This window comes from Rhodococcus sp. EPR-147 (genome assembly GCF_001647185.1).
Taxonomy (GTDB): Bacteria; Actinomycetota; Actinomycetes; order Mycobacteriales; family Mycobacteriaceae; genus Rhodococcoides.
Genome location: NZ_LVCU01000575.1, coordinates 1 through 12,022 on the forward strand (window position 1 = coordinate 1; position 12,022 = coordinate 12,022).

General features: G+C 63.6%; 12 protein-coding genes. 7 read left to right on the forward strand and 5 right to left on the reverse strand.

Going from position 1 to position 12,022, the window contains the following annotated elements; genetic code table 11:
* From A2J02_RS25715 to A2J02_RS25735, 5 genes are all read right to left on the reverse strand, one after another.
* On the reverse strand, positions 1 to 297 hold a 297-nt coding region (locus A2J02_RS25715), incomplete at its 3' end, for a MerR family transcriptional regulator (protein ID WP_156516393.1).
* Between the two features lie 80 nt (positions 298 to 377).
* Positions 378 to 1,913, reverse strand: a complete 1,536-nt coding sequence (locus A2J02_RS25720) for a flavin-containing monooxygenase (protein ID WP_068055497.1) — start codon at positions 1,911 to 1,913, stop codon at positions 378 to 380.
* The gene (locus A2J02_RS25725) at positions 1,910 to 2,830 is read right to left on the reverse strand and encodes a hypothetical protein (protein ID WP_037194003.1); all 921 of its coding nucleotides are present in this window, start codon (positions 2,828 to 2,830) and stop codon (positions 1,910 to 1,912) included. Before A2J02_RS25725 ends, A2J02_RS25720 begins: the two co-directional genes overlap by 4 nt.
* Position 2,831: 1 nt before the next feature.
* Positions 2,832 to 3,710 (reverse strand): SDR family NAD(P)-dependent oxidoreductase, encoded by an 879-nt coding sequence (locus A2J02_RS25730; protein WP_068055500.1) that lies wholly within the window; start codon positions 3,708 to 3,710, stop codon positions 2,832 to 2,834.
* Positions 3,707 to 4,714, reverse strand: coding sequence for an alpha/beta hydrolase (locus tag A2J02_RS25735; protein WP_269454874.1), 1,008 nt, complete (start codon positions 4,712 to 4,714; stop codon positions 3,707 to 3,709). Before A2J02_RS25735 ends, A2J02_RS25730 begins: the two co-directional genes overlap by 4 nt.
* 115 nt (positions 4,715 to 4,829) lie before the next feature.
* Here A2J02_RS25735 and A2J02_RS25740 point away from each other — a divergent pair, with 115 nt between their 5' ends.
* From A2J02_RS25740 to A2J02_RS25770, 7 genes are read left to right on the forward strand one after another with little or no spacing between them, the layout of a single operon-like run.
* Entirely contained in the window at positions 4,830 to 5,918 is a 1,089-nt protein-coding gene (locus A2J02_RS25740) for a ferredoxin--NADP reductase (protein WP_068055618.1), read from the forward strand.
* Entirely contained in the window at positions 5,918 to 6,739 is an 822-nt protein-coding gene (locus tag A2J02_RS25745; protein WP_156516394.1) for an ABC transporter permease, read from the forward strand. The genes A2J02_RS25740 and A2J02_RS25745 overlap by 1 nt, the downstream gene beginning before the upstream one ends.
* A gap of 1 nt (position 6,740) precedes the next feature.
* The gene (locus tag A2J02_RS25750; RefSeq protein ID WP_037193998.1) at positions 6,741 to 7,607 is read left to right on the forward strand and encodes an MlaE family ABC transporter permease; all 867 of its coding nucleotides are present in this window, start codon (positions 6,741 to 6,743) and stop codon (positions 7,605 to 7,607) included.
* Between the two features lie 8 nt (positions 7,608 to 7,615).
* Complete coding sequence (locus tag A2J02_RS25755; protein ID WP_068055504.1) at positions 7,616 to 8,893, forward strand: MCE family protein; 1,278 nt, start codon at positions 7,616 to 7,618, stop codon at positions 8,891 to 8,893.
* Positions 8,890 to 9,915, forward strand: a complete 1,026-nt coding sequence (locus A2J02_RS25760) for an MCE family protein (RefSeq protein WP_068055508.1) — start codon at positions 8,890 to 8,892, stop codon at positions 9,913 to 9,915. Before A2J02_RS25755 ends, A2J02_RS25760 begins: the two co-directional genes overlap by 4 nt.
* The gene (locus A2J02_RS25765; protein ID WP_082898755.1) at positions 9,912 to 10,922 is read left to right on the forward strand and encodes an MCE family protein; all 1,011 of its coding nucleotides are present in this window, start codon (positions 9,912 to 9,914) and stop codon (positions 10,920 to 10,922) included. Before A2J02_RS25760 ends, A2J02_RS25765 begins: the two co-directional genes overlap by 4 nt.
* On the forward strand, positions 10,919 to 12,019 hold the full coding sequence (locus A2J02_RS25770; RefSeq protein WP_068055517.1) for an MCE family protein: 1,101 nt from the start codon (positions 10,919 to 10,921) through the stop codon (positions 12,017 to 12,019). Before A2J02_RS25765 ends, A2J02_RS25770 begins: the two co-directional genes overlap by 4 nt.
* Positions 12,020 to 12,022 lie beyond the last annotated feature (3 nt).

Consider the following 12,022-nt stretch of genomic DNA (forward strand, 5'->3'; position numbering starts at 1 on the left):
AATGACCGTGGTCTCTTCCGACGACCATTTGCGGGTCACGATCTCCTGAAGGCCCAGGATCTCACCGAGGTCTTTGCCCTGCTCCCAGCCCGAGAGGAAATCGGCGATGTGCACCGAGGTGAAACCTCGCTGCAGCAGCGAATCGATCACCTTCAGCCGCGTCAGGTGATCGTCGCCGTAGATACCGACTCGGCCGCGGAGTGTGGGCGGCGGAAGCAGTCCACGCTCCTGGTACGCCCGCACGTTACGAGTGGTCGTCTTGGCCTCTCGAGCCAAGTCGTCGATTCGATACTCCACCGATCTCCCTACCTCCGCCGCGCGTCGACCCACAGGATATACGTCGACGACGCGGCGGAAGGTGGACCCGAACCCGAACGTCATCGCGACGGAAGCATGCTCTCGGCGGCCCGTAGCGGTTCCCGCGGACGTTCGACGCGGCGCGGGACCATCGTGAAATCGCCCTGCTCGACGCCTCTGAGCTGGTTGACGTACTGGGTGGCGAAACCGGGGAACATGGTTGCGTTGAAGCCGTCCTCGGTGAGATACCAACTGCTGCAACCCGAATTCCAGGTCGTCTTGGCCAGCTTGCGCTGCATCTCCTCGTTGTACGCATCCTGAACGTCCTGGCGCACGTCGGCGCTGTGCAGATTGCCGTCGAGAACCAGGGAGATCGCCTCGACGAGGTAGTCGATCTGGGCCTCCATGTACACCAGGGCAGAGCTGTGCCCCGGTCCGGAGTTCGGGCCGAAGGTGAAGTACATGTTCGGATAGCCCGACACAGCGATGCTCTTGTACGCCTTGGCCCCTGCGCTCCACTCGTCGGCCAGCACCCGACCGTCGCGCCCGGTGATCGGGATCGGCGTCCCGGTGTTGGACACGTCGAATCCGGTGGCGAACACGATGGCGTCGAACTGATGCTCGATGCCTTCCACGGTGCGAATGCCCTTGGGCGAGAGCGTTGCGATCGGCCACGTGACCAGCGTGCAGTTCGGCTTCTGCAATGCCGGGTAGTAATCGCTGGTCATCAACAGTCGCTTGCAGCCGGCCCTGAACCGCGGAGTCAGCTGACGCCGCAGCCATGGATCACGAACCTGGCGCCGCAGATGGGCGCGACCGACCAGTTCGACGATGCGGGTCAGCGGGGTCTTCCAGACGACTCCGAGGGCGACGGACTCGTGGCCCCAGAACCACAGCGAACGCGCCATGGTCTGGGCCTGCGGGTACCGAGCGTATCGACGCTTGGTGCCGCCCTGTGTCTTTCGGTTCACTCTCGGCAGCGTCCAACCGGGCGTGCGCTGGAACACCTTCACCGTGTCGGCGATCTTCACCAGTTCCGGAACGATCTGCACCGCGCTCGCCCCGGTTCCGACCACGGCGACCTTCTTACCCTCGAAGTCGTAGTCGTGATCCCACCGAGCACTGTGGATCTTGTGCCCCTCGTAGGTGTCGATGCCCCGGATGTTCGGCAGGCTGGCATTGGCGAGCGGCCCCGACGCCATCACCACCGTGCGCGCTCGAACATCGGGGTGCCCGTCGATGCTCAGGTGCCAATGCCCGGCCGCCTCGTTCCAGATGATGTCGACCACATTGTGCCCGAATCGAATACGCGACTCGATGTCGAACTCGTCCACCATGGTGTGGATGTAGTCGAGAATCTCACCGCTACCGGAGTAGGTGTGCGACCAGTTCGGATTCGGCGCGAAGCTGTACGAGTACAACCTGGACGGGATGTCGCAGGCTGCGCCCGGATAGGTGTTGTCGCGCCAGGTCCCCCCGACCGCGCTTCCGCGTTCGAGGATGACGAAGTTGTCGATACCTTTGTTGCGCAGTCGGATAGCGGAACCTATTCCGGCGAAGCCTGCACCGACGATCACCGCGTCGAGGACACCTTCGCGCGCATCGAGCTCGCTCATGCGACGGGCTCGTAGGTCAGTTCCTTGGCCCAGGTCGGCTCGGAATTGAGAGTCTTGCTCGGGTACCGGCGAGTGAGCTTCACCAGGCCGTCCGCCAGGAGGTGATACGGGTGCTTGCGATTGATGACGATGCTGCCGTGCCACTGCACTATTCGGTACATCGGCACACGCAGTGCCTCGGGGCTACGCTGCCCGACACTGCGGAATCGCTTCATCGCGGTGTACAGGCGCTCCTCGTCGACGCCCATCTCGACGATGTTGTCTCGCATCTTGTTCAGCAGCGGGATGTACCGCAGCGTGCCGACGATGAGGGCCGGGTTCATCCATGCGCCGACGGTGTCGACCAGAATCTTGCGCATCCGCGAATGCCCGAGAAGCTCGATCACGGCGAAATCTACTGCCAGATGCCGTGATTCGTCGGAGTTGATCTTCTTGAAGACTGCCTGACACACCGGATCGTCGATCTCGTCCATGATGAACTTGACCAATGCACCGTCCAGCGCGACCTCGAGCATGGGAATCACGGTTCCCAGCACTGCCAGAGACAGCCCGTCCGAGTGCTTGTCGAGCCAGTCGATGACGAGCTTGACGTTGATGTTGGGCTCGGGCATCTCGTCACCGTCGAGCATGCCCCAGCGTCGCATGAGAGCGAGCTCGGCATTGGCGTGCTTCTGTTCTTCGGCGTGGAAGTAGCGGTAGATCTCTGCCAGCGTCTCGTTCGGGGCCTTGAGCGCCATGGCCGCGAAGCCCCGAGCGCCGACGTTCTCGATCCACATCAGATCGGACATGAAGGGCTTGAGCTTGGCGTGCAGTTCCGGACTGATGGTCTCCGCACCCGGACCGTCCCAGTCGATATCGGCCAGCGCCCATTGACGGTCCTTGATCTTGGTCAACATGTCTTCGAAATCCATTGCCATGTCAGGCTCCTGTGGTTGTCGAGGTGAGGGATTCGTTCTTCGCCGGCTCCTGCTCGGCGGGCATCACACGATTGAGCAACCCGAGAAAACGCACGTACACCGCGGGCAGCAGTCTCTTGAATCGCCAGACGGCCTTGGCGTCGAACTGGGGAACGACGTAGAGCCGACCCTTGTCGAAGGCATCGAGTGTTCGGGCAGCGATCTTGTCCGGTGAGCGTCCGGTCCAGCGCATCGCGAACTCGGCCAGCCGGGACGAACTCGCGGTGATCCGGCCGTCGACGGCAACGTTGGTCTTGACGAACGTGGGGCACAGAACCGATATCCGCACACCGGTACCCGACAGTTCCGCTGCCATCGTCTCCGACAGCGACATCACCGCGGATTTGCCCACGTTGTAGGGACCCATCAGCGGCGCGGCGGCAAAGCCTGCGGCGGAGGCGACGTTGATGATTCCGCCCTCACCGGCTGCCCGCAGCGCAGGCGTGAACACCTCGCAGCCGTGGATCACGCCCCACAGGTTGATCCCCAGAGCCCAGTTCCAGTCTTCGAAACCGATGTCTCCGACGGGCTTTCCGCCGATTCCGACGCCTGCGTTGTTGATGAGCACCGTGGTGGGTCCGTCGAATTCGATGCCGGCACGAAGCGCCAGTTCCTCGACGTTCTCGCGCACCGACACATCGCATTCGACGGCGTATCCGGTGGCACCGAGGGCGTTCACCATCGCTACCGTCGCCTGTGCGCGCGGCAACGAGATATCGGCGCACATGATGGCTCCTCCGCGTCGAGCCAGCTCGAGGGCGAAGGCCCGGCCGATGCCGCTGCCTGCGCCGGTCACTACCGCTCTCGACCCGTACGAGGGTTTTCCGGTCTTGCTTCTCATCGACCTACCTGTTCCTTCGAATCATGTTGCACTGCTTGGTTGTCGAGTGTGTGGGCGATGAACTCGGCTGCATGCTCGAGCGCGTGAGCGGCCTCGGGGATCAGCCGCGGGAGAGCTTGGAACACGTGCATCTGGTCGGGCCAGATCTCGAGTTCGCTTCGTCCGCCTGCTGCCTCGATCATCGTGTGCAGGTGCCGCGCATCGCCTCGCAGCATCTCGGTTCCGCCCACCTGGATGAGCGTGGGTGGCAGATCGCGCATGCGGGCGAGATCGAGCCGTAACCGCGGGAGGCTCGAGTCGTGACCGTCCGTGTAGAGCGCCACGAGTCCTCGCGCTGCCTTCGCCGAGATCATCGGATCCTTGCGCGTGCGCTCCATCCGCGCCGAGAGCTCGAAGTCGAGATCCACCAGCGGCGAGAACAACACCATCGCGCCGGGCTGCGGCGTTCCGGTCCGGTCGTTCTCGATGAGCAGGTCGGCGGCGAGGTGACCGCCGGCGGAGTCCCCGGCGATGACGATGTTCGCCGCGTCGTGCCCCTGGCCGAGTAGCCAGCGGTAGGCGGCTTCGAGGTCGTCGGCGGCGGCGGGAAACGGGTGTTCCGGGGCCAACCGGTAGTCGACCGTGAACACGGGCAGGCCGGTCGAGCCGGACAATCGCGCGGTCAGGCCACGATGGGTCCGTGCCGAACAGATGACGTATGCACTGCCGTGGATGTAGAGAATCACCCGGGGTCCCGGGGCCAGTCCGGGCGCGCGTACCCATTCCCCGCGCACCGGGCCGTCGGCGACGAGGTCCACTCTCGTTCCCTTCGGAACGGGACCGAAGAGGTTCATCGAGGTGGCGACGAGGCGTCGGGAGAACTCTATGCCGCCGCGGGCCGTCGGAAGCAGGTTGGTGATCGGACGCAGAGTCAGCCGAGTCGTCAAGGCAGCCAGCCGAGTTCGTCGGGAACCCGCCGCGAAGGCACCGCGAGGCAGGTAGTCGTGGTTTGTGGTGGAAGTCACCTCGTCACCTTCACTGGCTATTCGCCATTTGTCAATGGCCTATTAATTAGTGGTCCAGTGTGCAAGAGTGACGACCGACACAACAAAGCAAGCCGGAAGGAGGGAGTACGTGACGATGTTCGGGAACGCAGCACCGGCAGACCTCGATGCGTCTGCCGTCGGTCACGAGGACAGAATCTTCGAGTTGGAGATCGCCGAGGTGACCTACGAAACCGAGGATGCGATCTCCCTCGGCTTTGCGGTTCCCGCGCACCGGGAACTGCACTTTCGGTACGAGCCCGGGCAATTTCTTACCCTCGAGATTCCGTGCACCGACGGCGGCTCGGTTGCCCGCTGCTATTCCTTCTCCAGCTCCCCGGTACGCGACCCGTACCCCACCGTGACCGTGAAGCGAATCCAGGACGGGGTAGCGTCACACTGGTTGCACGACAATGCTGTTCGCGGGATGCGGCTCAAGGCATTGAAGCCGTCGGGCATGTTCGGACCCGAGAACTGGGACGTCGACTTCGTCCTTCTGGCCGCAGGCAGCGGAATCACCCCGATGATGTCGATCATCAAGACCGCCCTGTTGCGGCACGACAACCGGATCACCCTCGTCTATGCCAATCAGAACCGCGACTCGGTGATCTTCGCTGAGCAACTGACCGAACTGCAGTCTCGCTTTCCCGAACAACTCGAGGTGCACCACTGGTACGCCTCGGAATCGGGGTTGCCCACCGCTGCAGGACTGGCCTCGACGGGCGCGACCGTTCCGGCCGACTGCGAGGCCTTCCTGTGCGGTCCCCCGCAGTACATGAACGTCGCCGAGGAGTGGCTCGCCCGCACCGGCACGGTCGCACGTAGAACACATCGAGAGGTCTTTTCCTCCTTCGACTCCAACCCGTTTCGGGACGACAGGACCGCAACTGCTCACGAATCGGGTGCGAACTCCGTCACCGCTCGGGTCGAGATCGACGGGACCGAGACCGAGTTCGCCTGGAGTGCGGGCACCAAGCTTCTCGACCGCCTCCTCGAACTCGGTCTCGACGCGCCGTACGTCTGCCGCGAAGGAACCTGCGGCGGCTGCGCGTACACGCTCACCGAAGGCACCGTGACGATGCTCGCGAACGAGACGCTCGACGAGCACGAGATGGAACACGGGGTGCGATTGGCATGTCAGTCCGTGCCAGAGTCCCAGACGGTCCGCGCGGTGTTCGACCGCTGATGCCCAACGCGATGGGCCGGATGGCCTCGAATTACCTTCGGCAGCACCCCGTTGTCGCGATCTCCACTTTCGGCCGCCAGATGGGGATGGGTGTCAGGGCCGGGAGATCACTGACCTCGGACATCGTCCACCGGACGTTTCCCTTCTCCGAATTCATCCGCCAATGTGCGTTCATGGCAAGCACATCGGTCATCCCGACCTTGCTGGTCGCGATCCCCTTCGGAGTCATCGTGTCGGTTCAGGTCGGTGCCATCGCAGGCCAGGTCGGTGCCACCTCGTTCGCCGGTGCCGCGAACGGTCTCGGCATCATCCGTCAGGGCGCGCCGTTGGTGACCGCGCTGCTGATGGCCGGGGCGGTCGGGTCGGCGGTGTGCGCGGACCTGGGTTCTCGCACGATCAGGGACGAGATCGACGCGATGGAAGTCATGGCCATCTCGCCGCTGCAACGACTCGTCGTGCCACGATTGGCCGCCGCGATGCTGGTCAGTGTGTTGCTCTGCGGCAGCGTCTGCTTCGTCGGATTCATCACCGGCTACATGTTCAACGTGTTCGTTCAGTCCGGTACACCGGGTAGCTATCTGGGTACTTTCGCGGCCTTCGCCACCATCGGTGATCTGGTGCTGGCTCTGATCAAGTCCGTCGTCTTCGGCGCGATCGTGGCAATAGTGGCCTGCGACAAGGGGTTGACCACTCGCGGTGGACCCGGTGGTGTGGCCAACTCGGTCAACGCGGCCGTGGTCATTTCGGTGATCCTGCTCTTCGCTGTCAACGTCCTGTTCACCCGGCTCTACACCATCGTGTTCCCGGCTCGGTTGATCTGACATGGCCACTCGCTACACACCGCCGCTGCTACGCCCCCTCGTCGGCGCGGCGAACGCCGCGGTCGCCGCACCGACGCGCGCCCTGGCCACGTTGGGCCACCAGGCGACCTTCCTGAGCCGATCCGTGGGATCGATGCCCTACACGGTGCGGCGGTACCGGCCCGAGCTGTGGCGTCTGCTCTCGGACGTGAGCTGGGGAAACGGTGCCATCGTCGTCGGTGGCGGCACCATCGGAGTGATCGTTCTCCTCGGAGCCTTCGCCGGAGCCACCGTCGGCATCGAGGGCTACACCGCACTGAATCTTCTGGGCATGGGCCCGTTGACCGGGGCAGTGTCCGCGTTCGGCACCACCCGAGAACTTGCTCCTCTGATCGCTGCCATCGGGTTCGCCGCCCAGGCCGGTTGTCGCTTCACCGCGCAACTGGGTTCGATGCGAATCGGTGAGGAGATCGACGCGCTCGAGTCACTCGCGATCGACCCCTTGGCGTATCTGGTCAGCACCCGAATGATGGCCGCCGTCATCGCAATTCTGCCGCTGTACGTTCTCGGACTGAGCGCGAGCTACCTCACGGCTCAAATCGTGGTCGGGGTGCAGAGCGGCCAATCCGCGGGCACGTACCTGCACTACTTCCATTCGTTCCTGTCCGTCCAGGACGTCCTGTACTCGGTGACCAAAGCTGTTGTTTTCGTTCTTCTCACGACGATAATCCAGTGCTACTACGGGTACTACGCGTCCGGCGGCCCCGAAGGAGTCGGGGTGGCGGCAGGCAAGGCGATTCGCACCAGCATCATCGTCGTCATTTTCGTCAATACGTTGATGACCCTTGCGATGTGGGGATCCGATCCCGGCATCAGGATCTCGGGATAGGGGCCCGGATGTTCGATGTGGGAGGGCGCGCACCGTCGATGTCCGCGCTCGTGATCCGGGGCCTGTGCGTGTTCCTGCTGTTCAGCACCATCGCAGGGCTTCTGCTGGCGCGCTACACGGGTGTCTGGCGCAACACCGTCGACGTCGTCGCGTCGATGTCCACACTCGGAGACGGTCTGCCGCAGAATGCGGACGTCAAATTCCGCGGAGTTCTGGTCGGCGCGGTTGCCGGGGTGGACAGCGATCCCACCGGCAACAGCACCGTGGAAATTCGGTTGAATCCCGCACGTGCCGAGACGATCCCGGACACCGTCACCGCACGGGTCGTGCCCAGCAACATCTTCGCCGTTTCCTCGATCGAACTGGTGGACACCGGTGGCGGACAGAGCATCGAGGCGGGCGCAACCATTCCTGGCGACGCCTCACAGGAAACGCTGGAACTGCAGACCGCGATGACGAGTCTGCGCAACGTGCTGACCGCAGTCGACCCCGAGAAGTCGAGTTCGGTGCTGTCCACGCTCGCCGACGCTCTGGACGGCCGCGGTGAATCGATCGGCTCCACCATCTCGACAGCCAGTGAGTACCTGACCACACTCCGAGCCGAAATGCCGGATCTCACTTCCGATATCGACCTGCTCGACACCTCGATCGGCAGCCTGAGCAGAACGGCACCGCTGTTGTTGGACACCTTGGAAAGTTCGCTGATTCCCGCGGCGACCATTGCGGAGAAGCGCGATCAGCTGACGCAATTCCTGACCAGCGCGGCCGGTTCCACGTCGAGTCTCGACGCGGCGCTGGCACCCAACCTGTCCGGGGCGATTTCGTTGGTTCGAGACCTGGACCCGGTCATGGGAGCTCTGGCCGTCAACGGAGACGACCTTCCTGCCGGTGTGCGGGAGTTCGGCCGAACGTTGGAAGGCTTCAACCGCGCCTTCACCGGCCCCAACGGGCGACTGATCTGGTCGATCGACATCACCGCCACCCCATTCACCCCGTACACCCGGGAAGATTGCCCCCGCTACGGCGACATGGCCGGAGCCAGCTGCTCCACTGCACCGCCGTCGCGAGCCTCGGGCGGCGACGCGCTGGACGGCACGAGTGTTCCGGCGGAGGGAATCTCGTACTCGCCGGGCAACATCGGATCCGTCGGCAGCGACGAGGAGAAGGCCGCAATCGACGATGTGCTCGGTAGGCCGGCCGATCCCACCTCGATCATTCTCCTCGGGCCGCTGCTGCGCGGGCAGACCATCGCGATCGACAACGCCGATCCGGTCGGTGCACCATGACGTCGATTCGCAGGCCCCTCATCGGATTCGGCATCTTCATGGTCTTGGCCATCGCGGTGACCACGCTGATCTGGACCACCCTCGGCCGTTCGGTGGCAGGTGAAACCGAGACGTACGCTGCGCTTTTCGAGGATGCATCAGGGCTACAGAGCGGCGACGACGTCCGGATCGCCGGTGTGCGCGTGGGCAAAGTGGAGGATGTATCGCTCGACGGAAACACCGCACGAGCGCAATTCGACCTCGAGCGCGGCCAGACCGTGTACGAGAACACTACGATCTCGATCAAGTACCAGAATCTGATCGGTCAGCGCTACCTCGCCCTCGACACCATCGGGCAATCCACCGGTACGGTCGAGCCGGGTGCAACGATCGGGATCGAGCGCACCGAGCCGTCGTTCGACGTCTCCGCTCTCCTCAACGGCTTCCAACCACTGTTCAGCGTGCTCGACCCCCAGCAGGTCAATTCGTTGTCCGAGTCCATCGTTGCCACCCTGCAGGGAGACGGCGTCTCGATCAGCACTTTGGTGGTGCAAAGCGCCTCGCTGGCAGCAGAATTCGCGGAGAAGGACGAAATACTCGGTCTGATCGTAGCCAACCTGGGCGAGGTACTGGCCGAGGTGGCCGATCGCGGTGACGATACGACGGCTCTCATCGAATCCACGCAGAGATTGGTGACCGATCTCAATGCGCAAGCAGAACCTCTGGCCACCGCGGTGCGCACGATCGGAGATTCCGCCGGTCCCGTCGCCGAGATGGTGGACGACGTACGGCCGACGCTCTCGGGCACCATCGATCGACTAGGTGCGAACACCGATCTGGTGAACCGCGACGGCGCGCAACTGAGCACGTCCATCGGAATGCTGCCCTCGGTGCTCTCGTCGTTCTCGCGCATCACCGAGAACGGAAGCTTCATCAACATGTACGTCTGCAATCTGGACGTCAGTTTCGCCGGACTTCTTTTCCCACCAGGTGTTTTCAGTCGAGTCGGCGGCACCGCACAGTCGGAGGTCTGCCTCGAATGACGTCGCTATCGGCTCGCGTTCGAGCCTCGACCCGGGCGATGCCCCGTGACTTCTGGCGCGGTATCGCCGGATGCGTGGCAATCGTCCTGATCTTCGGTGCGGTGCTCGGCTATCAGCATGCAGGCATCGGCGATCGGACCGTCGACGTTCTCTTCGCTCAGTCCGCCGGGCTGCGGAGCGGTGACGACGTCCGCATCGCCGGAGTCTCCGCCGGGAAGGTCGATTCTCTGGCGCTGGCAGGCGATCACGTTCACGTCGTGCTCGATGTGGACGACTCCGTCGAGTTGGGTTCCGAGACGAAAGCCGAGATCAAATTGTCCACCATTCTGGGGTCGCGCTACGTCTCACTCACACCGGACGGCGACGCCCCGCTGGGTGATCGTCCGATCGAGCTGTCGCACAGCACAGTTCCCTTCGATCTGCAGAAAGCGATCCAGACCGGTACACCGGTGATCGAGCAGATCGATGCCAGAACGATGCGCGAGTCACTGACCACGGTCGCCGATCAACTCGAAGGCACTCCCGAACTGACCGGTCAGGCACTGGACAGCATCTCGGCCCTGTCGAGGGTGATCGCCGATCGAGAGGATCAGATAGCGGCGCTGCTCGACGATGCAGATCGGGTGACGGCGCGATTGTCGGACAACAGTGCCGCCCTGATGTCGATGCTGGGCCAAGGTGCGGCTCTCGCAAACACCATCGCCGCGCAGCGGGGCGCGGTGGCGAACTTGCTTGCCTCGACCGATGCGCTCACCGCCCAGCTCGACACCGTGTTCGCCGAGAACCGTGCTGCGATAGACCCGTTGATCGGGCAATTGACTGCGCTGAGTCAGGGTCTGGCCAACAACGACGACACGCTGCGGCGGGTGTACGAAAGTCTGCCGGTCACCGTGCGGCAGATGACGAACGCCTTCGGCAACGGTCCCTACGTCGACATCGCCACTCCGTGGTCGCTGCTGCCGGACAACTGGTTGTGCTCGGCCCACGTGGTTCAGGGTTGCCGATGAGAGCCGGGATTCGGGTCGCCACGGCCGTATGCGCGTCGGCTGTGCTGCTGACGAGCACCGGCTGCGGCATGCCTCGACCGCTCTCCTCGGCGACCGGTTCGACCATCACCATCACCGCCGATCTGGAGAACGCGGCCGGTCTCTACGAGGGAAACGAGGTTGCGGTGTTGGGCATGTCGGTCGGAACAGTCGACAGCATCGAGGCGCAGGGTTCGCACGTACGCATCAGCATGACGGTCGACGAATCGGTGCAGCTACCAGCCGATCTGGACGTGGCGACCATCTCGACGTCGGTGGTGACCGATCGGCATGTCGAGTTGACGCCACCGTATTCGGGAGACGGGCCGGTTCTCGAGGACGGGGCGCACGTGCCCCTCTCCCGAACGCACGTACCCGTCGAGATCGACAGGGTGCTCGACGCCGTCACCGAGCTGTCGGCCACTCTCGCGGACAGCAGCGACGGCAATCGGCCGATCGCAGATCTACTGGCGGTGACGAACGAGGGATTGACGGGAAACGGGGCCAAGATCCGGTCCACTCTCGACGATCTGTCCGCAGCGTTGGCGGTCGGGGTGGACAACAAGGACTCCTTGACCCGCCTGATCACCTCGGTCAGTGAGCTGACCCGCGTTGCGGCAGAGAATGATACGCAGATTCGTGGTTTCTCGACGGACATGGCGCAGGTGATCGGTGAAGCAGGTGATCAGTCGGCCGCGCTCGGAGATACCGTCGCACAGATCAATCGGCTGACGAGTCGACTGACGGGCCTGATCGACGCGAACCGAGAGTCCTTCCCTGCACTGTTCGCCAACTTGGAGACCACGGTCGCGGGGCTGACCGACCACAGCCGTGAACTGTCGGAGACGATCGACACGGCACCGACGCTGTTCCGCAATCTCGAGAACGCCACCGATCCGGTCTCCAGAGCTCTGCGCGTCCACTTCCTCACCGACAGAACGCTGTTCGATACCGAACTGGTCAACGAGTTCTGCCAGCGAATCCAGTCGAAGTCGGAGGGTTGCCGTACCGGCCGCGTGTACGACTTCGGACCGGACTTCGGCATCTCGGCGGCGCTGCTGGGGCTGAGTCAGCCGTGAAGT

What these genes read in the sequence shown, in the direction of transcription:
- A2J02_RS25720 (WP_068055497.1), bottom strand. Translation starts at nt 1,913, where the DNA reads ATGAGCGAGCTCGATGCGCGCGAAGGTGTCCTCGACGCGGTGATCGTC.
- A2J02_RS25725 (WP_037194003.1), bottom strand. Translation starts at nt 2,830, where the DNA reads ATGGCAATGGATTTCGAAGACATGTTGACCAAGATCAAGGACCGTCAA.
- A2J02_RS25730 (WP_068055500.1), bottom strand. Translation starts at nt 3,710, where the DNA reads ATGAGAAGCAAGACCGGAAAACCCTCGTACGGGTCGAGAGCGGTAGTG.
- A2J02_RS25740 (WP_068055618.1), top strand. Translation starts at nt 4,830, where the DNA reads ATGTTCGGGAACGCAGCACCGGCAGACCTCGATGCGTCTGCCGTCGGT.
- A2J02_RS25745 (WP_156516394.1), top strand. Translation starts at nt 5,918, where the DNA reads ATGCCCAACGCGATGGGCCGGATGGCCTCGAATTACCTTCGGCAGCAC.
- A2J02_RS25750 (WP_037193998.1), top strand. Translation starts at nt 6,741, where the DNA reads ATGGCCACTCGCTACACACCGCCGCTGCTACGCCCCCTCGTCGGCGCG.
- A2J02_RS25755 (WP_068055504.1), top strand. Translation starts at nt 7,616, where the DNA reads ATGTTCGATGTGGGAGGGCGCGCACCGTCGATGTCCGCGCTCGTGATC.
- A2J02_RS25760 (WP_068055508.1), top strand. Translation starts at nt 8,890, where the DNA reads ATGACGTCGATTCGCAGGCCCCTCATCGGATTCGGCATCTTCATGGTC.
- A2J02_RS25765 (WP_082898755.1), top strand. Translation starts at nt 9,912, where the DNA reads ATGACGTCGCTATCGGCTCGCGTTCGAGCCTCGACCCGGGCGATGCCC.
- A2J02_RS25770 (WP_068055517.1), top strand. Translation starts at nt 10,919, where the DNA reads ATGAGAGCCGGGATTCGGGTCGCCACGGCCGTATGCGCGTCGGCTGTG.